This is a genomic window from Streptomyces sp. NBC_00988, assembly GCF_045162645.1.
GTDB lineage: Bacteria > Actinomycetota > Actinomycetes > Streptomycetales > Streptomycetaceae > Streptomyces.
In genome coordinates this window covers 4664193-4685450 of sequence record NZ_CP108730.1, presented here as the reverse complement: position 1 = coordinate 4685450, position 21258 = coordinate 4664193, and the positions used below count along the sequence as shown (strand labels likewise).

The window sequence follows — 21258 nt, the reverse complement described above, 5'->3', positions numbered from 1 at the left end:
GGTGGATGTCACAGCCTGAAATGTCGCAGCCGCTGGCAGAGACGATCGATGGAGCTTTGAGGATCATGAGCGAGACGAACCCCGCTGCCGCCGCCGAGGTGGTCGCCCCGCACCGCTACACGGCCGCGATGGCCGCGGACATCGAAGCACGCTGGCAGGACTTCTGGGATGCCGAGGGCACCTACGAGGCGCCGAACCCGACCGGTGACCTGGCCGGCGACCCCGAACTGGCCGCCCGCCCCAAGAAGTTCATCATGGACATGTTCCCGTACCCCTCCGGTGCGGGCCTGCACGTCGGCCACCCCCTGGGCTACATCGCCACCGACGTGTTCGCCCGGTTCCAGCGGATGACCGGCCACAACGTGCTGCACACCCTGGGCTTCGACGCCTTCGGCCTGCCGGCCGAGCAGCACGCCGTCCAGACGGGCGAGCACCCCAGGATCACCACCCTGGCCGCCATCACCAACATGAAGTCCCAGCTGCGCGCGCTGGGCCTGGGCCACGACAAGCGCCGGTCGTTCGCCACGATCGACCCCGGGTACTACAAGTGGACCCAGTGGATCTTCCTGCAGATCTTCAACTCCTGGTACGACGACGAGGCCGGCAAGGCCCGCCCGATCGCCGAGCTGATCGCCCAGTTCGAGACCGGTGAGCGTGCCGTACCGGGGCACACGCGCGCGTGGCCCGAGCTGAGCGCCACCGAACGTGCCGACGTCCTGGGCGAGTTCCGCCTGGCCTACGCCTCCGACGCGCCCGTCAACTGGTGCCCCGGCCTGGGCACCGTGCTGGCCAACGAGGAGGTCACCGCCGACGGCCGCTCCGAGCGCGGCAACTTCCCCGTCTTCAAGGCCAAGCTGCGCCAGTGGAACATGCGCATCACCGCCTACGCCGACCGGCTGCTGGCGGACCTGGAGGAGCTGGACTGGCCCGAGGCCATCAAGCTGCAGCAGCGCAACTGGATCGGCCGCTCCGAGGGCGCCCGCGTCGACTTCCCCGTCGACGGCGAGAACATCACCGTCTTCACCACCCGCCCCGACACCCTGTTCGGCGCGACCTACATGGTGCTGGCGCCCGAGCACCCGCTGGTCGACAAGTTCACGCCCGGTGCCTGGCCCGAGGGCACGCACGACGTGTGGACCGGGGGGCACGCCACCCCGGCGGAGGCCGTCGCCGCGTACCGCGCGCAGGCCGGCACCAAGTCCGACGTGGAGCGGCAGACCGAGGCCAAGGAGAAGACCGGCGTCTTCACCGGCGCGTTCGCGACCAACCCGGTCAACGGCGAGCGGCTGCCCGTCTTCATCGCCGACTACGTACTGATGGGCTACGGCACCGGCGCGATCATGGCCGTCCCGGCGGGCGACCAGCGCGACTTCGACTTCGCGCGCGCCTTCGAGCTGCCGATCACCTGCATCGTCGAGCCGACCGACGGCCGCGGGACGGACACGTCCACGTGGGAGGACGCCTTCGGGTCGTACGACGCGAAGATCATCAACTCCTCGAACGGCGACATCTCCCTGGACGGCCTGCCCGTCGCCGAGGCCAAGGCCCGCATCACGGAGTGGCTGGCCCGCAAGGGCATCGGCGAGGGCACCGTCAACTTCCGCCTGCGCGACTGGCTGTTCAGCCGCCAGCGCTACTGGGGCGAGCCCTTCCCGATCGTCTACGACGAGGACGGCATCGCGCACTCGCTGCCCGAGTCGATGCTGCCCCTGGAGCTGCCGGAGGTCGAGGACTACTCGCCGCGCACCTTCGACCCGGACGACGCGGACACGTCCCCGGAGACGCCCCTGTCCCGCAACGAGGACTGGGTCGCCGTCACCCTGGACCTGGGCGACGGCCGCGGCCCCCAGAAGTACCGCCGCGAGACCAACACCATGCCGAACTGGGCCGGTTCCTGCTGGTACGAACTGCGCTACCTGGACCCGCACAACGACCAGAAGCTGGTCGACCCGGCCATCGAGCAGTACTGGATGGGCCCCCGCGCGGGCATGCCGCACGGCGGCGTCGACCTGTACGTCGGCGGCGCCGAGCACGCCGTACTGCACCTGCTGTACGCGCGCTTCTGGTCCAAGGTGCTGTTCGACCTGGGGCACATCTCGTCCCCGGAGCCGTTCCACAAGCTGTTCAACCAGGGCATGATCCAGGCCTACGTCTACCGGGACGGCCGCGGCTTCCCGGTGCCGGCCGTCGAGGTGGAGGAGCGCGACGGCGCCTACTTCTACCAGGGCGAGAAGGTCTCCCGGCTGCTGGGCAAGATGGGTAAGTCCCTGAAGAACGCGGTCACTCCGGACGAGATCTGCGACGAGTACGGCGCCGACACGCTGCGCCTGTACGAGATGGCCATGGGCCCGCTGGACGTGTCCCGGCCGTGGGACACGCGCGCGGTGGTGGGCCAGTACCGGCTGCTGCAGCGGCTGTGGCGCAACGTCGTCGACGAGACGACCGGTGAGGTCACGGTCGTCGACACCGAGCCCGACGAGGACACACTGCGTGCCCTGCACAAGGCGATCGACGGCGTCCGCCAGGACCTGCAGGGACTGCGCTTCAACACGGCCATCGCCAAGATCACCGAGCTGAACAACCAGCTGACCAAGGCGGGCGGCGCGGTGCCGCGGTCCGTCGCCGAGTCGCTGGTGCTGCTGATCGCGCCGCTGGCCCCGCACGTCGCCGAGGAGCTGTGGCGCAAGCTGGGCCGCACCGACACGGTCGTCCACCAGGACTTCCCGGTCGCCGACCCGGCGTACGTCGTGGACGAGAGCGTGACCTGCGTCGTGCAGATCAAGGGCAAGGTCAAGGCGCGTCTGGAGGTCTCGCCGACGATCTCCGACGCCGAGCTGGAGAAGGTCGCGCTGGCCGACGAGAAGGTCGTCGCCGCGCTGGAGGGCGCGGGCATCCGCAAGGTCATCGTGCGGGCGCCGAAGCTGGTCAACATCGTTCCGGCGTAGTGGCGTAGTTCTGTGTAGTCCTTCGCCGAGGTCGGGGCGAGGGTCTCGGCGCAGTTCTTCGCGGGGTCGGGGCGGCTGCCTCGGGGTAGTCCCCTACGGGCAGGTCCAGGGTTCCTGTGGAACTCCGGACCTGCCCGTTGCGTTTACCGTTGAAGAGCGGCGCGGCGTGTGCCGCCCGGAGCCGGTGGAGGAGCGTTGGAAGCCGTGATCACAGTCTTCGCCCTTCTCTTCCTGCTGTTCGTGGTCGTAGGTGGCTACGCGGCGGTCAAGGCGATCGGCGCGGCCAAGCGCGGCGTCGACCGCACGGTCGCGCAGGCCCGGCGCTCGGTCGAGGACCACACCCTGCGCGCCAAGTCCTTCGCCCAGCCCGGCCCGCAGGGGCAGGTGGCCCAACTCCGGCTCGCGCTGCGCACATCGATGCGCGCGACCCAGGACGCGCTGCACGCGGGCGTGCCCGAGGACGAGTCGCTCAAGGAGTCCCTGGGCCTCTTCCAGCGGCTCAGCGCGCACGGCCGTGAACTCGACGGCGAGCTCAGGCGCCTGGAGTCCGAGCCGGACCGCAGGACACTCGCCGAGCGGCTGCCCGCCCTGCGCGAGCGCACCGAGCGCATCACGAAGTCGGCGGACTCACTGCGCTGGGCGGCCCGCGACCGCGCCGGCCGCTTCGCGGAGGACGACCTGGACACGCTGAGCGCCCAGATAGACATGGAGGCCGGTGCCCTCCGTCACTGGACGAAGGCCGATCCCGCATCGTCCCCGTGGCCGGACGCCCCACCCGCCGACGCCACGACGGGCCGGCAGACCTGGCCGGAGCCCCCGCGCTCCCGCCCCGCCGCCGAGGAACCGGCTCCGTCCGCCATCACCCCGCCAGGACGGCGTCCCGCCTACCCCTGGCAGAAGAAAGCCCGCCCCGAGAGCACGACTTGATCGGGCGGCACGGTGTGAGGATGCGGCGTCGCGTGAGCGTGCGGCATGGTGTGATCCGGCCGGTTCCGGCCCAGGTGAAAGGGGTCGGGCTGCCGCCCGGCCGCTACGGCAGGTAACCTCCAGCTCATGTCCCGCCATGTCGCGATCGTCACCGATTCAACGGCCTACCTGCCGCCGCTGACGATGGAGCGCCACGGCATCACAGCGGTGCCATTGACCGTGGTCCTCGGCGACCGGGCGCTCGAAGAAGGCACCGAGATCTCGACCCGCTCCCTGGCCCAGGCCCTGCAGAAGCGCCGCCCGGTCACCACCTCGCGCCCCAGCCCCCAGCTCTTCGCGGAGACCTACCGCAAGGTCGCCGAATCCGGCGCCACCGGCATCGTCTCCCTCCACCTCTCCGCCGAACTCTCGGGCACCTACGACGCGGCGGTCGTCGCCGCGCGTGAGGCACCGGTGCCGGTGCGGGTCGTGGACACCGGGATGGTCGCGATGGCGCTCGGCTTCTGCGCACTCGCCGCGGCCGAGACGGCGGAGGCGGGCGGCACGGTGGACGAGGCGGTCACGGCCGCGGAGAAGCGGGCCGCCGGCACCTCCGCCTACTTCTACGTCGACACCCTCGACTATCTGCGCCGGGGCGGCCGTATCGGCGCGGCACAGGCCCTGTTGGGCTCCGCCCTCGCGGTGAAGCCGCTGCTCCAGCTGGAGGGCGGGCGCATCGAACTCCTGGAGAAGGTACGGACGGCGTCGAAGGCGATTGCCCGCCTTGAGGAGCTCGCGGCGGACCGGGCGGGCAGTGCGCAGGTCGACATCGCGGTCCATCATCTTTCCGCGCCCGAGCGGGCGTCGGCTCTTGCGGATCGGCTGCGGGCGCGGGTGCCGGGGTTGGCCGATCTGCATGTGAGCGAGGTCGGGGCGGTGATCGGGGCGCATACCGGGCCTGGGTTGTTGGGGGCTGTGGTTTCGCCTCGGTGACGGGGGTTGTCGGGGGTGGGGTTCGCCGGGGTGAGATCTGCGGGTACGTGCTTTGTGCGCCTCGGGCCGGTGCCTTGGGCGGGTGACGCTCGTGCGGGTGACGGAGTTATCCACAACTGGGTGGTAATCCCCGGGAATTGACCAAGATCATCGCGAAGTCGCGGAATGTCCGATCCTCGGCGCATGGCACTTCGATCACGCTCACACACAGCGACTGCGACCAGCGGCCCGGGCCGCGCCCCGTCCTCCGACGGCCGAACTCGGCATCGCCGCGCGCCTGCACGGGGCCGGGCGCATCGTCAGGCTTCGGCGGAGGAACTCCGGCGACGGGCGGAACTGCTCTTTGGCGAACGTGTCTTTGGCGAACGTGGTGAAGGTGGTGAACGTGACGGGGGGCGGGGGGAGTTGGGGAATGGGCCGCCGGGTGGCGGTGGCGGTGGGGGTGGGGGTGAGGCTGTAGAGCCTCCTGCTCTGCCGGTGGCTGAGGCGAGGGGGCAGGCTGCTCGGCCCGTGTCGCCTGTGCTGCCTGTGCCGCCTGTGGTCAGGGCGGCAGGGCTTTGTTTTCCGGCGCCCGTTGATGCCGGGCCGTGGGCTGTTCGGGAGCCGGAGCCGGAGCCGATGGCAGGGGCGGAGTTGGGGTCGGGGCAGCGGGTGGTCCGGGTGGGTTCGCCTGTGCGTGTTGCCCTGGAGCCTGATGGCTTCTCGTACGCCGGAGGGGCCGAAGTGGCTGGAGACGCTGGGGAGTTCAGCGGCACCGGCGAGGTCGGCATCAGGCGGGATCGCACGGCGGGGGCTTGGCGGGAGCGCACCGGGGCGGCTCTGCGGGAGCGGATGCCGGTGTGGGTGCAGACGCGGTGTGGGCTGGAGCGGCGGAACGTGGTCGCGCTCGCTGTAGTGCTCGTCGTGGCCGCGGTCTTCGCCGTGCAGCACTTCTGGGTGGGCCGGACCCAGCCCGTGCGTGCCCCGGAGGTGGTGGGGGCGGCGACTCCCTACGGAGAAGGGGGTGGAGGCAGGGACGGCAGCGGGGGTGTGGCTGCGGGGAAGGCGGCTGGACCGCGTGTCTCATCGGCCGGAGCGCGGGGTGCTGCGGGTGCGGCCGGTACCGAGATCGTCGTGGACGTCAGTGGCAAGGTCCGGGAGCCCGGGGTACATCGGCTTCCGGCCGGTTCGCGGGTGACCGATGCGTTGCGGGTGGCGGGTGGGGTGCGTCCGGGCACGAACACCGACGGGCTCAACCGGGCTCGGTTCCTCGTGGACGGGGAGCAGATCGTCGTCGGCGGTCCGGCCCCCGCGGCGGCGCCTGGTGCGGGCGGTGCGAACAGCACGGGGGTGGCGGGCTCTGCCGCGGGAGCCGCTCCGACTGCTCCGGTCTCCCTCAACACGGCCACCGCCGACCAGCTCAACACCCTGCCCGGTGTAGGCCCGGTGCTGGCCCAGCACATCATCGACTACCGCACCCAGCACGGCGGTTTCCGCTCGGTGGACGAACTGCGCCAGGTCAACGGCATCGGCGACCGCCGCTTCGCCGATCTGCGGGATCTGGTCCAGCCATGACCCGCGTCCACGACGATCTGCCCGAGCCCACGACTCCTCGCCGCACGGCACAGGACGACGTCTCCTCGCCGGCCCGCCGAACCGTGCACGCCGACTCCGGAAGTCGGCGGGGTGCCGCACACCCCCGACAGGAAGGACCGACGGACCTACGACTCGTACCGCCCGCGCTCGCGGCCTGGGCGACGGCGGCACTGGCGCTGGACGCGTCACCGGGCTGGGTCACGGGAGTCGCCGTCGCCTCGCTGACCGTGGCGCTCGTGCTGCTGCTGATGACGCGGCGGCGGGACAGAGCAGGGGCAGGCGGCAGCCGTACCTCGTCACAGTTGGACACAGGCCTCTTGCGGGAAGGCGTTCGCCCCGCACCCTCGTGGCGGCAGGCCGCATGGCCCCGGGTCTCGATCGCCGCCCTGCTCCTCTCCATCGCCGCGGCCGCCGCCTCCGCCGGGCTGCACGGGGCGGATCTGCGGCGCGGGCCGGTGCCCGAGTTGGCGAAGGAGTACGCGACCGTGACCGCGGAGGTGGAGGTCGGCTCCGATCCACGGTTGACCCGGCCCCGGATCAGCGGGGATCACGCGGCTCCGGTCTCCGTGCTGATCGACGCCGAGGTACGGCGGGTCGAGGAGATGGACGGGATGGTCGTGGAGACGCGGGCGCCGGTGCTGTTGATCGTCGACCCGGGCTCGTCCTCCAAGGGCGAGGGCAGGGCAGGGGGTTCCCGTGGCGGGCCGGAGCGTTCGCCCTGGCTCGGGCTGCTTCCGTCGACGCGGGTGAAGGTGACCGCGCGGCTGGCGCCCTCGCTGACGGGCGGGGACCGGGTCGCGGCCGTGCTGCGGGTGCGGAACCAGCCGGTGCCGGAAGTGGCGGGTGAGCCGTCCGGAGCGCAGCGGTTCGCGGGGCGGCTGCGGGCCGGGCTGCGCGAGGCCACCGACGGGTTGCCGGCGGACGCGCGGGCGTTGCTGCCGGGGCTGGTCGTCGGGGACACCGCGCGGATCACACCCGAGTTGGACGAGGCCTTCAAGGAGACGGACCTCGCGCACACCCTGGCTGTCTCCGGAAGCAACCTCACCATCCTGCTCGCCCTCCTCATCGGACCACCCGGTCTCGCCCAGCACATCGAACGCCGGGGTCTGGCACCGCGGTTGGGTATCTCCCTCCGGGCGACCGCACTGCTCGGCGGGGTGCTCACGCTCGGGTTCGTCGTCGTGTGCCGCCCCGACCCGAGCGTGCTGCGGGCCGCGGCCTGCGGTGCCGTCGCGCTGCTCGCCCTGGCGACCGGGCGCCGCAGATCACTGATCCCGGCCCTGGCGACGGCCGTACTGCTGCTGGTGCTCTACGACCCGTGGCTGGCCCGGAGTTACGGCTTTCTGCTCTCCGTGCTGGCCACCGGTGCCCTGCTCACGCTCGCGCCACGCTGGTGCGAGACGCTGCGTCGGCACCGGGTTCCGCCGCGGCTGGCCGAGGCGCTGGCCGCCGCTGCCGCCGCTCAGGCGTTGTGCGCGCCGGTCGTGGCCGTGCTGTCGGCGCGGGTCAGTCTGGTGGCGGTGCCGTGCAATCTGCTCGCGGAGATCGCCGTCGCGCCGGCCACGGTGCTGGGCTTCGCGGCGCTCGCGGCGGCACCGGTGGCGATGCCGGTGGCCAAGGTCCTTGCCTGGGGCGCGAGTTGGCCCGCCGGGTGGATCGCGGACGTCGCCCGGACCGGCGCGGCGCTGCCCGGTGGGGGAGTGGACTGGCCGGGCAGTTGGACCGGGGCGCTGTTGCTCGCGCTCGCTGTCGCGGTCCTTGTGCTGGTCGGGCGGCGGCTGTTGAAGCATCCCTGGCTGTGCGGTGTCTGCGGGTTGTCGCTGCTGCTGATCGTGGTGGCGCCGGCGCCGCTGACCCGGGTGATCACGGGGTGGCCGCCGCCGGGTTGGAGATTCGCCATGTGCGATGTCGGTCAGGGTGACGCGACGGTGCTCGCGGCGGGCAAGGGCACCGGTGTGGTCGTGGACGCCGGGCCCGATCCGAAGCTGGTCGACCAGTGCCTGCGCACGCTCGGCATCACCAGGATTCCGCTCGTCGTACTCACCCACTTCCACGCCGACCACGTCGCGGGGCTGCCCGGGGTGCTGCGGGGCCGCTCGGTGGGCGCGATCGAGACGACGTCCTTCGAAGAGCCCGCGGACCAGGTCGAGTTCGTACGGAGGGCGGCGGCGGAGGGGCACATCCCGATCACCCGGGCGGTAGCCGGGGAGCAGCGACGCACCGGTCCGCTGTCCTGGCAGGTGCTGTGGCCCCCACCGCGCCCGGCGCGGGACCCGGACGGGCCGAACGACGCGAGCGTCGCCCTGCTGGTACGGACGGCCGGCCTGCGACTGCTGCTGCTCGGGGACCTCGAACCCCCGGCCCAGCAGGAGCTGTCGAGATCACCGGCGGCCGCGTTGCTGGGAGGCGTGGACGTTCTCAAAGTCGCCCATCACGGGTCGGCCTACCAAGATCCGGACCTGATACGCAGGGTGGCCCCGCGGCTGGCGTTGATCTCCTGTGGCGAGAACAACACCTATGGGCACCCCGCCCCCAGCACGGTCGCGGCGCTGCGGGCCATGGGCGCGGTGGTCCTGCGGACGGATGTGGACGGGGCGTTGGCGGTGAGCGGGGAAGGAGACGGGCTGCGGGTGGCGCGAGACTGAGGGCATGAATCCCGCACAGATTGATGCCTATCTCCGCCGGCTGGGAGTCCAGCACCCGGCGTCGCCCACCGACGATGTCCTCCGCGAGTTGCATCTGCGCCATCTGCGGACCGTGCCGTTCGAGAATCTGTCGATCCCTCTGGGAGAGGAGATCGTGCTGGAGGAGAACCGGCTGCTGGACAAGGTGGTGGGCGCGGGCAGGGGCGGGTTCTGCTACGAACTGAACGGACTGTTCGGCGCGTTGCTCACCGCGCTGGGCTTCGACGTCGCGCTGCTCGCGGCGCGGGTGTACGGGGACGAGGGGCGGACGGGGATTCCGTACGACCATCTCGCACTCCGGGTGCGGACGGTGGACGGGGGCACGTGGCTGGCCGATGTGGGGTTCGGGACGCACAGCCACTATCCGCTGGCCTTCGAGGAGCGGGGTGAACAGAAGGATCCCGGCGGCACGTTCAGGGTGGTCGCGTCGGGACCGGATGCGGCCGAGGCGTCCGGAGCGGGTGCGGGGGAGGCGACCGACCTGGATGTGGTGCGGAACGGACGGCCCGAGTACCGCCTGGAGGTGCGGCCCCGGGTGCTCGGTGACTTCGTGGCCGGAGCGTGGTGGCACAGCACCTCGCCCGCGTCGCACTTCACTCAGTCACTGGTCTGCTCACGGCTCACGGACGACGGCGGGCGGGTCACACTCAGTGGTCGAGGTCTGACGGTGACGGGGGTGGACGGGACGCGGGACGTACGTGAACTGACCACGGACGAGGAGGTGTTGGCGGCGTACCGGGAGCGGTTCGGGATCGAGCTGGGGGTGGTGCCGACGGTGCGTGAGCCCGCGTAGACCCGCACGAACCCGGAGGGGCCCGGGGTGAGTTCGCGTGAGCCTGCCGCCGTACCGGAAAATGTCCCCGTGAGCGATGTGAGACATGTGCTGGTACTGCCCGACCGTGACGCGGCTCAGGAGGCGGCGGAGGTGCTCGGGGAGCGGTTCGCGCTCGACGAGGAGCCGCGGCTGGTGCGGGACGCGCTGGCCGGTGAGGACGACGCCGAGGACGCGCAGTGGCTGCTCGTCCTGCGGGACGAGGACGGGCGGCTCGACCCCGCGGAGCTGGACGCGTTCGCGGGGGAGTGGGACGGCTGGCGCGAGGAGCCGTAGCGGCGGCGGATTCTACGGTCGAACTCGCACCCGAACCCGAACCCGAACCCGCCGCCCGAACCCGAACCCGCCGCCCGGACCCGCCCTCGAACCAGGACCCGCCCCCGGACCCGCAATCGCACCCTCGTCCGCCCCCGGTGCCGCGGCACGCGGGACGCGTTGTCAGTGGCGCGTGCGATGCTTTACGGGATGGCCAGGAAGACTGCGAATGACGACCCTCTCGCCCCGGTGACGCTTGCCGTGGGCCAGGAGGACCTCCTGCTCGACCGTGCCGTGCGGGAGGTGGTGGCCGCTGCTCGGGCCTCCGACGCCGACACGGACGTACGTGACCTGACTTCGGACCAGTTGCAGCCCGGCACACTCGCCGAGTTGACCAGCCCGTCGCTCTTCGCGGAGCGCAAGGTCGTGGTCGTACGCAATGCGCAGGATCTGTCCGCGGACACGGTCAAGGACGTGAAGGCGTATCTCGGTGCGCCTGCCGAGGAGATCACGCTGGTGCTGTTGCACGCCGGCGGGGTCAAGGGCAAAGGGCTGCTCGATGCCGCGCGCAAGGCCGGGGCGCGGGAGGTGGCCTGCCCGAAGATGACGAAGCCGGCGGACCGGTTGGCGTTCGTGCGGGGTGAGTTCCGGGCGACCGGGAGATCGGCCACGCCGGAGGCCTGCCAGGCGCTCGTCGACTCCCTCGGCAGTGATCTGCGGGAACTGGCGTCCGCCGTCTCCCAGTTGGTCGCCGATATCGAGGGGACCATCGACGAGGCGGTCGTCGGGCGGTACTACACGGGGCGGGCCGAGGCGTCGAGCTTCACGGTCGCGGACCGGGCCGTGGAAGGGCGGGCGGCGGAGGCGCTGGAGGCGCTGCGGTGGTCGTTGTCCACCGGGGTGGCGCCGGTGCTGATCACCAGCGCGTTGGCGCAGGGGGTGCGGGCGATCGGGAAGCTGTCGTCCGCGCGCGGGGGACGGCCGGCGGATCTGGCGCGTGAGCTGGGGATGCCGCCGTGGAAGATCGACCGGGTACGGCAGCAGATGCGGGGGTGGACACCGGACGCGGTCTCCGTCGCGCTGCGGGCGGTGGCCGAGGCGGACGCGGGAGTGAAGGGCGGTGGGGACGATCCGGAGTACGCGTTGGAGAAGGCGGTCGTCACGATCGCCCGGGCGGCCCGGTCCCGGGGTCAGGCTTGACCGACCCGACCCGACCCGACCCGACCCGTCCCATCTCAGCCCCGCCCGGAGCGGCCTGGTCCCATGGACAGGCCTGACCGACCCAGCCGTAGCTCAGCCCCACCCTGCGGGGAACGTAAGACCCTCACCCAGAGGGGAATGCAAGTGGCCGGAGAAACAGCAATGCCCCCGAAGTGGGTCCGGGGGCACTGTACGTGGCGTGGCGACCACGATGTCTGTCCGTGAATCGAGGTAGAGGGCTCGACGTTGTCCTCACGGTGGATTGCTACTGGTCCGGTCCGCGCGAGCGCGGGCCGAGGCAAGTGCGGAGGATCAGCCCTTGAGCGCGGTGACCTTGGAAGCAAGCGCCGACTTCTTGTTGGCGGCCTGGTTCTTGTGGATGACGCCCTTCGCGACGGCCTTGTCGAGCTGACGCGCGGCAGCGCGCTGGTACTCGGTGGCCTTCTCGACGTCACCCGCGGTAGCGGCTTCGCGGGCCTTGCGGATCGCGGTCTTCAGGGAGGACTTGACGGCCTTGTTGCGCAGCCGAGCCTTCTCGTTGGTCTTGATCCGCTTGATCTGGGACTTGATGTTCGCCACGAATGAGCCTTTGCAGGTTCTGGCACGGGGCCGCACGGGTCCCGGGCCGATGATTTTTCTTGGGGTGTGTCTCGCACCGAGCGGAGATACCGGTCAGGGATGAGGCACAGCCACCCAGGCTACCAGCCGCCCACCGGCCCACCCAAACCGGTCCCCGCGAGGCATCCGGCCGGACTTCGAGGGGCCTCCGGCGAACCTCTCGCACCGCCCCGAACCGGACCGCGCCCTTCGTCTGTCGGCCCAGGCCAGGCCCCTGACCCGGCTCCCGAGCAGTCCCAGGCCTACCCGAACCACTCCCCGAGTCCCCGAGCGGCCCCAGACATACCCCGACCACTCCGCCCACTCCCCGAGAAGCCCCTGAACCTCCGAACCCGCCCCCGAACCGACCCGCGAAAACCCCCGTGGTTACCCACCCGCACCGGCCCAAACCGGACCGCACCTCCCACGCGTGGGACGATGGAAGCTACGTATCGATCCGACCCGAGACCGCAGACACTGCGGACGCCTCAAGAATCAGGACCCTGCGTGCCCGCGATCCCCAGCCATGTGCCCGAGCCGAGCCGTACCGACCCGGCGCTGATCCGCAATTTCTGCATCATCGCGCACATCGACCACGGCAAGTCCACGCTCGCCGACCGGATGCTCCAGCTGACCGGAGTGGTCGACAGCCGGCAGATGCGTGCTCAGTACCTCGACCGCATGGACATCGAGCGCGAGCGTGGCATCACGATCAAGTCCCAGGCGGTGCGTCTGCCGTGGGCCCCCACCGAGGGGGCCGACAAGGGCAGTACGCACATCCTCAACATGATCGACACCCCGGGACACGTCGACTTCACGTACGAGGTCTCGCGGTCGCTCGCCGCCTGCGAGGGCACCGTGCTGCTCGTGGACGCCGCCCAGGGCATCGAGGCCCAGACCCTCGCCAACCTCTACCTGGCGATGGAGAACGACCTCACGATCATCCCCGTACTGAACAAGATCGACCTGCCGGCCGCGCAGCCCGAGAAGTTCGCCGAGGAGCTGGCCAACCTCGTCGGGTGCGACCCCGATGACGTGCTGCGGGTGTCAGCCAAGACCGGTATCGGTGTCGACGTACTGCTGAACAAGGTCGTCAAGGAGGTCCCGGCGCCGGTCGGGATCGCGGACGCGCCCGCCCGGGCGATGATCTTCGACTCCGTCTACGACTCCTACCGCGGTGTCGTGACGTACATCAGGGTCATCGACGGACAGCTCACCAAGCGCGAGAAGATCCGGATGATGTCCACGAACGCCACGCACGAGCTGCTGGAGATCGGGACGAACTCGCCGGAGATGCTCGGCGCGGACGGGCTCGGCGTCGGCGAGGTCGGCTATCTGATCACCGGGGTGAAGGACGTCCGCCAGTCCAAGGTCGGTGACACGATCACCACCCTGCACAAGGGCGCGACCGAGGCGCTCGGCGGGTACAAGGACCCCAAGCCGATGGTCTTCTCGGGTCTGTATCCGCTGGACGGGTCCGACTACCCGGAGCTGCGCGAGGCCCTCGACAAGCTCCAGCTCAACGACGCCGCGCTCGTCTACGAGCCGGAGACCTCGGCGGCGCTGGGCTTCGGTTTCCGCGTCGGCTTCCTCGGGCTGCTGCACCTGGACGTGATCCGGGAGCGGCTGGAGCGCGAGTTCGGGCTCGACCTCATCGCGACCGCGCCGAACGTGGTGTACCGGGTCGAGATGGAGGACGGCAGCGAGCACGTCGTCACCAACCCGAGCGAGTTCCCCGAAGGGAAGATCGACAAGGTCTACGAGCCCGTCGTACGCGCGACGATCCTCGCGCCGTCGGAGTTCATCGGCTCGATCATGGAGCTGTGCCAGACCCGGCGCGGCACCCTGCTCGGCATGGACTACCTCTCCGAGGACCGCGTCGAGATCCGCTACACGCTCCCCCTCGCGGAGATCGTCTTCGACTTCTTCGACCAGCTGAAGTCCAAGACCCGCGGCTACGCCTCGCTCGACTACGAGCCCACCGGCGAGGTGGACTCCAGCCTGGTCAAGGTGGACATCCTGCTGCACGGCGACAAGGTGGACGCCTTCTCGGCGATCACGCACAAGGACGCGGCGTACGCGTACGGCGTGCGGCTGGTCGCCAAGCTGCGGGAACTCATCCCGCGGCAGGCCTTCGAGGTGCCCATCCAGGCCGCGATCGGCTCCCGGGTCATCGCCCGCGAGACCATCCGCGCCATCCGCAAGGACGTCCTCGCCAAGTGCTACGGCGGTGACATCTCCCGTAAGCGGAAGCTGCTGGAGAAGCAGAAGGAGGGCAAGAAGCGGATGAAGATGGTGGGTTCCGTGGAGGTTCCCCAGGAGGCCTTCATCGCGGTGCTGTCCAGCGACGACAGCGGTCCCGGCGCCAAGGGCAAGAAGTAGGCGGCGCCGAGGGCGGGACGTAGCGACCCCGTACACCGAAATTTCGGACGACAGTCAGGCGATTCGCAGGGCCCGTTGCGCTTTCGTGCGGCGGGCCCTGTGTCTTGGCTCGGTACGAAGTGGTCATGGCTCTGTTCGAAGTGACCGTCCACCGCCCCTTACGCACCGGCCGGTCGCGGCTTACTCTGATCACTGCTCGATAGTTACTCGTGAGTTAAACAACAGCCACATGAGCCACCAGCCGCAGTGAGTCAACCGCCGCAGCAATGAGCCAGTTACCGCACTGTCGCGGGCCCCGGAGGATGTCGTGAGCGACACACAGACCCTGATCGAGAACCGTCCGCCGTCCGTGGCGGGCCTCTTCCTGGAGCGCGTGGCGGCCACGCCCGACGCCGAGGCCTACCGCTACCCGGTGCCGGCGGCCTCCGGTGAGGGCCCCGACGACTGGAAGTCGCTGACCTGGGCGCAGGCCGCCGAGCAGGTCTTCGCGATCGCGGCCGGTCTGATCGAACTGGGCGTACAGCCCGAGGAGCGCGTCGCGCTCGCCTCCGCGACCCGCGTCGAGTGGATCCTCGCCGACCTGGGCATCCTGTGCGCGGGCGCCGCCACGACCACGGTGTACCCGCAGACCAACGCCGACGAGTCGACGTTCATCCTCGCGGACTCCGGCAGCAAGGTCCTCATCGCGGAGGATGCGGCCCAGCTCGCCAAGGCACGGGAGAAGCGCGCCGAACTGCCCGAGCTGACGCACGTCGTGGTCATCGACCCGACCGGCGTCGAGACCGGCGACTGGGTGCTCACCCTCGCCGAGCTGGAGCAGCGGGGCGCCGCGTACCTGGAGAAGAACCCGGACCTGATCAAGGAGCGGGTCGGGGCCATCACCAAGGACCAGCTCGCGACGATCATCTACACCTCGGGTACGACCGGTCGCCCCAAGGGCGTCCGTCTCCCGCACGACAACTGGTCGTACCTGGCGAAGGCCATCGCCGCGACCGGACTGCTCGGCCCCGAGGACGTGCAGTACCTGTGGCTGCCGCTCGCGCACGTCTTCGGCAAGGTGCTCACGTCCGGGCACATCGAGATCGGGCACGTCACCGCCGTCGACGGCCGGGTCGACAAGATCATCGAGAATCTGCCGGTCGTGCAGCCGACGTACATGGCGGCCGTCCCGCGCATCTTCGAGAAGGTCTACAACGGGGTCGCGGCCAAGGCACGTGCCGGCGGCGGCGCCAAGTACAAGATCTTCCAGTGGGCCGCCGAGGTCGCCCGCGAGTACGCCAAGGTCACCCAGGACAACTTCCGCCGCACCGGCACGGCCACCGCGCCCTTCGGCCTCGCCGCCAAGCACAGGGTCGCCGACGCGCTGGTCTACGCGAAGATCCGCGAGGCCTTCGGCGGCAAGCTGCGCGCCTGCGTCTCGGGCAGCGCCGCGCTCGCGCCCGACATCGGCTACTTCTTCGCCGGCGCCGGCATCCACATCCTTGAGGGCTACGGCCTGACCGAGTCCTCCGCGGCCTCCTTCGTGAACCCCGGCGAGGCCTACCGCACCGGCACGGTCGGCAAGCCGCTGCCCGGCACGGAGGTGCGCATCGCGGACGACGGCGAGATCCTGCTGCGCGGCCCCGGCATCATGGAGGGCTACCACGGCCTGCCCGAGAAGACCGCCGAAGTCCTGGAGTCGGACGGCTGGTTCCACACCGGCGACATCGGCGAGCTGTCCCCCGACGGCTACCTCCGCATCACGGACCGCAAGAAGGACCTGATCAAGACCTCCGGCGGCAAGTACATCGCGCCGGCCGAGGTCGAGGGCCAGTTCAAGGCCGTCTGCCCGTACGTCTCCAACATCCTGGTGCACGGCGCCGACCGGAACTTCTGCACCGCCCTCATCTCCCTCGACGAACCGTCCATCCTGGAGTGGGCCAAGGACAACGACCTCGCGGGCAAGTCCTACGCCGAGGTCGTCGCGGCCCCCGCGACGGTCGCCATGGTCGAGGCCTACGTCAAGGAACTCAACGAGGGCCTCCAGCGCTGGCAGACCATCAAGAAGTTCCGCCTCCTCCCGCGCGACCTCGACGTGGAACACGGCGAGATCACCCCGAGCCTCAAGCTCAAGCGCCCGGTGGTGGAACGGGAGTACAAGCACCTGATCGACGAGATGTACGCGGGTTCGCGCGAAGCGTGACCAGGTAACGCCGGGGGTGTGGTCCTAACGTCCCTGCCCCCGGCGCATGTCCCGCACCAGCTGCCCCATCTCCCTTACCCGGTGCCGGAGTTCGAGCACCTCATCCACGGTGCTCGCAGCCATCCGCGCCTCGACCTCCTTGAGCCGCAACGCCAGTTCATCGAACTGCCCCTGCTCCCGCGCCAGCATCCGCTCCAACAGCTGGTTCTTACGGTGCAGTTCGAGAAAGACGCTCACCTTGGCCCGCAGCACCCAGGGGTCGAACGGCTTGGTCAGGTAGTCGGCGGCGCCCGTGGCGTAACCGCGGAACGCATACCCCGCGTCGGAGTCCGTGCCGGTCAGGAAGATGATCGGGACGTCCTTGGTCTGGTCGAGCCGTTTGATGTTGGCCGCGGTCTCGAACCCGTCCATGCCCGGCATCCGGATGTCCAGCAGAACCACCGCGAACCGCTGCCGCAGCAGCGCCTTCATCGCCTCCTCGCCCGAACGAGCCTGTACCAGCGGCTCGTTGAGGGACCCCAGGACGGCCTCCAGCGCGACCAGGTTGTCCTCCATGTCGTCGACCAGGAGGATGCCGGCACTCTCGTCGGTCGTTGCCTCAGCGCTCATGATGACTGTGCCTCACTCAGTCGTCGGCGGTGCCGCCGTCTCCCCTGAAGTACCCGGATCCGCCACCGTGATGTCCTCGGACGCAGCCCCAGCCTCGGCCCCGGTTTCGGCCTCGGGATCCAGCAGCGCACAGACGACGGTCAGCAGCTGATCGACGTCCACCGGCTTCGGTACGTAGTCGTTGGCGCCCCGCGCGATGGACTTCTCCCGGTCGCCCGGCATCGCCTTCGCGGTGAGCGCGACGATGGGCAGCCCGGTCCAGCGCGGGGCGCGGCGGATGGCGGCGATGGTCTCGTACCCGTCCATCTCCGGCATCATGATGTCCATCAGCACGAGTTCGACGTCGGGATTGCGCTCCAGGGTCTCGATGCCCTCGCGGCCGTTCTCCGCGTAGAGCACCGGCATGCCGACCCGGCCCAGGACGTGGGTGAGCGCGAAGACGTTGCGGATGTCGTCGTCCACGATCAACACCCGCCGCCCCGGCAGCACTTGACCCGCCCGCCCGGCCTTCCACGCCTCCAGCTTGGTGGGCGTCGGCCACGAGTCGTCCACCTCGGTCGAGGTGAACGGCTCGCTGGAGAACTGCTCGGGCAGCAGCGGCAGTTCACGGTCCTCGGTGAGCGGCGCGCCGCCCGCCGCGTGTCCGGGGCTGACGACGGGGACGTAGAGAGTGAAGGTGGACCCCCGTCCCGGCTCGCTCTCGGCGACGATACGGCCGCCCAACAGGCCCGCGATCTCACGGCTGATGGACAACCCCAGCCCCGTGCCGCCGTACTTGCGGTTGGTCGTGCCGTCGGCCTGCTGGAACGCCTCGAAGATCACCGGGAGTTTCTCGGCGGCGATCCCGATCCCGGTGTCGGAGACGGCGAAGACGATGACCTCGTCGCTGTCGTCGGAGTAGCGGTGCTCGGGGTCCTTGACGCGGTTGACGCGGAGTTCGACGCGGCCCGTCGCGGTGAACTTGATGGCGTTGGACAGCAGGTTGCGCAGGATCTGCTGGAGCCGCTGCTCGTCCGACCACAGCTCGCGCGGTACGTCCTCGCCGACCGACACCTCGAAGGAGAGCCCCCGGTCCAGGGTGAGCGGGCGGAACGTGGCGTGGACGTAGTCGAGGAGCTTGATGAGCGGGAGCCGCTTCGGGCGTACGTCCATGCGGCCGGCCTCGATCTTCGACAGGTCGAGGATGTCGTTGATGAGCTGGAGGAGGTCCGAGCCGGAGCGGTGGATCGTGGTCGCGAACTGCACCTCCTGCTCGGAGAGTCGGCCGTCCGGGTTGTCGGAGAGCAGCCGGGCGAGGATCAGCAACGAGTTGAGCGGCGTGCGGAGTTCGTGCGACATGTTCGCCAGGAACTCCGACTTGTACTGCGAGGAGGTCGCCAACAGGGCGGCCTTCTCCTCCAGTTCGGCGTTGGACCGCTGCAACTCGGCCTGTTGCTTCTGGAGTTCGTCCGAACGTTCCTGCAACTGCGTCGCCAGCCGCTGGGACTGGCCGAGCAGGGACTCCGTGCGGGAGTTGGCGATGATGGTGTTGATCGCGACGCCGATGGTGTTCACGAACTGGTCGAAGAAGGCCAGGTGGACGTCGGAGAAGCGGGAGAACGAGGCCAGTTCGATCACGCCGAGGAGTTTGTCCTCGAAGATGATCGGGATGATGACCACGCTCGCCGGGGCGGCTTCCCCGAGCCCGCTGTTGATCTTGATGTAGTCCGGCGGGGCCTCCTCCACCAGGATCCGCTTCTTCTCCCGCGCCGCCTGCCGCACCAGACCGTGCACCGGCATGGCGCCCGTGTCCACGGTCGCGGCCTGCGCCGACCCGTACCCGGCGATGAACGCAAGTCCCTTGGCGGGGATGGCCGTTCGCAGGCTGTCCTCGTCGGGATCGGCCAGGAAGAACGCCCCGTACTGCGCGTTCACCAGCGGTGTCAGCTCGCGCAGGATCAGGTCGGCGACCTCCATCAGGTCCCGGTGTCCCTGCATCAGGGCGGCGAGGCGGGCCAGGTTGGACTCCAGCCAGTCCTTCGCGCGGGTCGTCTCGCGGAGGTTGGCCACCATCAGGTTGATGTTGTCCTTGAGCTCGGTGACCTCGCCCTGGGTCTCCACCGTGATCGAGCGGGACATGTCGCCCTGTGCCACCGCCGACGCCACCTCGGCGATCGCGCGGACCTGCGTGGTCAGGTTCAGCGCGAGTTCGTTCACGTTGGTCGTCAGGCGTTTCCAGGTGCCGTAGACGCCCTCCACCCGTGCCTGGCCGCCGAGTTGGCCCTCGGAGCCGACCTCGCGGGCCACCCGGGTGACCTCGGAGGAGAAGGAGGAGAGGGTGTCGACCATCGTGTTGATGGTGGTCTTCAACTCCAGGATCTCGCCGCGCGCGTCCACGTCGATCTTCTTCGACAGGTCGCCCTGCGCCACAGCCGTCGCGACCTGGGCGATGTTCCGCACCTGTGAAGTCAGGTTGTCGGCCATGTAGTTGACGTTGTCGGTCAGATCGCGCCAGACACCCGAGACGCCCAACACCTGGGCCCGGCCGCCGAGTCGGCCGTCGGTGCCGACCTCGCGGGCGACCCGGGTCACCTCGTCGGCGAAGGCGCGCAGCTGCTCCACCATCGTGTTGACGGTGTCCTTGAGTTCGAGGATCTCGCCGCGCGCGTCGACGGTGATCTTCTTCGACAGGTCGCCGTTGGCCACGGCCGTCGTCACCTGGGCGATGTTCCGTACCTGCGAAGTCAGGTTCAGGGCCATGAAGTTGACGTTGTCCGTGAGGTCCTTCCAGACCCCGCTGACGCCCCGCACCTGCGCCTGACCGCCGAGGTTGCCCTCCGTGCCGACCTCTCGGGCCACGCGCGTCACTTCGTCGGCGAAGGCGGAGAGCTGGTCGACCATCGTGTTGATCGTGGACTTCAGCTCCAGGATCTCGCCCTTGGCCTCCACCGTGATCTTCTTGCCGAGGTCGCCCTGTGCGACGGCGGTGGACACCAGTGCGATGTTCCTGACCTGTGAAGTCAGGTTGTCCGCCATGAAGTTGACGTTGTCGGTCAGGTCTTTCCAGACCCCTGAGACACCCCGTACCTGGGCGCGCCCGCCGAGGTTGCCCTCGGTGCCGACCTCGCGGGCGACGCGCGTCACTTCGTCGGCGAAGGCGGAGAGCTGGTCCACCATCGTGTTGATGGTCGACTTCAGTTCGAGGATCTCGCCCTGAGCGTCGACGGTGATTTTCTGACTCAGGTCGCCGTTGGCCACGGCGGTCGTCACCTGGGCGATGTTCCGTACCTGCGAAGTCAGGTTCGAGGCCATGAAGTTGACGTTGTCCGTCAGGTCCTTCCAGACCCCGGAGACGCCCCGCACCTGCGCGCGCCCGCCCAACTGGCCCTCGGTGCCCACCTCGCGGGCGACGCGCGTCACCTCGTCCGCGAAGGCCGACAGCTGGTCGACCATCGTGTTCACGGTGAGCTTGAGTTCGAGCAGCTCGCCGGTCGCCTCGACGGTGACCGTACGCGTGAGGTCGCCGCGCGCCACCGCCGTCGTCACGAGGGCGATGTCCCGCACCTGAGCGGTCAGCCGGGACGCCATCGTGTTGACCGCCTCGGTCACATCACGCCAACTGCCGGACAGACCGGTCACCTTGGCGCGGCCGCCGAGTCTGCCCTCGGTGCCGACCTCGCGGGCGACGCGGGTCACCTCCCCGGTGAACAGGGAGAGCTGGTCGACCATCTTGTTCACCGCGCGGCCGAGCCGTCGTAGATCACCGCGCAACTGCCTGCTGCCGTCGTGCAGATCGACCCGCTGGGTCAGATCGCCGCCCGCCACCGCGTCCAGGACGCGGGTCGCGTTGGCGGCCGGGGCGACCAGGGCGTCGAGGAGCTGGTTGACGTCGTTGACGCGGGAGGTCCAGCCGCCCTGGCCGGGGCTGGCCGAGAGGCGTTCGTCGAGGCGGCCGTGGCGGATCAGCTCCCGTTTGACGCGCTGCGTCTCGGAGTTGAAGTGGGTGTTGCGGTCCATGATCTGGTTGAAGGCGGCGGTCAGTTCGGCCACCATGCCGTGGCCCGTCTCCGGCGCCTTCGTGAAGTCACCGTCGCGGGCGGCCGTCATCACGGCGAGCAG

13 protein-coding genes are annotated in these 21258 nt (G+C 69.9%); 10 read left to right on the top strand and 3 right to left on the bottom strand.

All coding sequences use genetic code 11. The features are described from left to right. The first annotated feature begins 65 nt into the window (after positions 1-65). The 8 genes from leuS to holA all read left to right on the top strand — a co-directional run bounded on the left by leuS (position 66) and on the right by holA (position 11390). Complete coding sequence (leuS, locus tag OG496_RS21310) at positions 66-2945, top strand: leucine--tRNA ligase (RefSeq protein ID WP_405972012.1); 2880 nt, start codon at positions 66-68, stop codon at positions 2943-2945. 195 nt (positions 2946-3140) lie between these two features. After that, positions 3141-3872, top strand: coding sequence for a hypothetical protein (locus OG496_RS21305; RefSeq protein WP_405972011.1), 732 nt, complete (start codon positions 3141-3143; stop codon positions 3870-3872). Between the two features lie 126 nt (positions 3873-3998). Beyond that, the gene (locus OG496_RS21300; protein ID WP_266856636.1) at positions 3999-4844 is read left to right on the top strand and encodes a DegV family protein; all 846 of its coding nucleotides are present in this window, start codon (positions 3999-4001) and stop codon (positions 4842-4844) included. Between the two features lie 618 nt (positions 4845-5462). After that, the gene (locus OG496_RS21295) at positions 5463-6398 is read left to right on the top strand and encodes a helix-hairpin-helix domain-containing protein (protein WP_405972010.1); all 936 of its coding nucleotides are present in this window, start codon (positions 5463-5465) and stop codon (positions 6396-6398) included. Continuing rightward, positions 6395-9064 carry a ComEC/Rec2 family competence protein gene (locus OG496_RS21290; protein ID WP_405972009.1) on the top strand — a complete coding sequence of 890 codons (2670 nt, stop codon included), beginning with the start codon at positions 6395-6397 and terminating at the stop codon, positions 9062-9064. Before OG496_RS21295 ends, OG496_RS21290 begins: the two co-directional genes overlap by 4 nt. A gap of 4 nt (positions 9065-9068) precedes the next feature. Next, positions 9069-9896: an arylamine N-acetyltransferase gene (locus tag OG496_RS21285; protein WP_405972008.1), complete on the top strand. Its 828-nt coding sequence runs from the start codon at positions 9069-9071 to the stop codon at positions 9894-9896. A gap of 69 nt (positions 9897-9965) precedes the next feature. Then, on the top strand, positions 9966-10211 hold the full coding sequence (locus tag OG496_RS21280) for a hypothetical protein (RefSeq protein ID WP_033285933.1): 246 nt from the start codon (positions 9966-9968) through the stop codon (positions 10209-10211). A gap of 189 nt (positions 10212-10400) precedes the next feature. Beyond that, positions 10401-11390, top strand: a complete 990-nt coding sequence (gene holA, locus OG496_RS21275) for a DNA polymerase III subunit delta (protein WP_366490893.1) — start codon at positions 10401-10403, stop codon at positions 11388-11390. A gap of 312 nt (positions 11391-11702) precedes the next feature. Here the strand turns inward: holA and rpsT are convergent, their stop codons facing one another. After that, a complete protein-coding gene (gene rpsT / locus OG496_RS21270; RefSeq protein ID WP_329249620.1) occupies positions 11703-11969 on the bottom strand; it encodes a 30S ribosomal protein S20 in 267 nt (88 codons plus the stop codon). Positions 11970-12494: 525 nt separating this feature from the next. Here rpsT and lepA point away from each other — a divergent pair. After that, positions 12495-14369 (top strand): translation elongation factor 4, encoded by a 1875-nt coding sequence (gene lepA, locus OG496_RS21265; RefSeq protein ID WP_399394770.1) that lies wholly within the window; start codon positions 12495-12497, stop codon positions 14367-14369. A gap of 307 nt (positions 14370-14676) precedes the next feature. Beyond that, positions 14677-16551: an AMP-dependent synthetase/ligase gene (locus OG496_RS21260; protein WP_405972007.1), complete on the top strand. Its 1875-nt coding sequence runs from the start codon at positions 14677-14679 to the stop codon at positions 16549-16551. A gap of 24 nt (positions 16552-16575) precedes the next feature. Here OG496_RS21260 and OG496_RS21255 read toward each other — a convergent pair whose 3' ends face one another. Continuing rightward, entirely contained in the window at positions 16576-17160 is a 585-nt protein-coding gene (locus OG496_RS21255; RefSeq protein ID WP_405972006.1) for a two-component system response regulator, read from the bottom strand. Between the two features lie 12 nt (positions 17161-17172). Continuing rightward, entirely contained in the window at positions 17173-21246 is a 4074-nt protein-coding gene (locus tag OG496_RS21250) for a HAMP domain-containing protein (RefSeq protein ID WP_405976667.1), read from the bottom strand. Positions 21247-21258 lie beyond the last annotated feature (12 nt).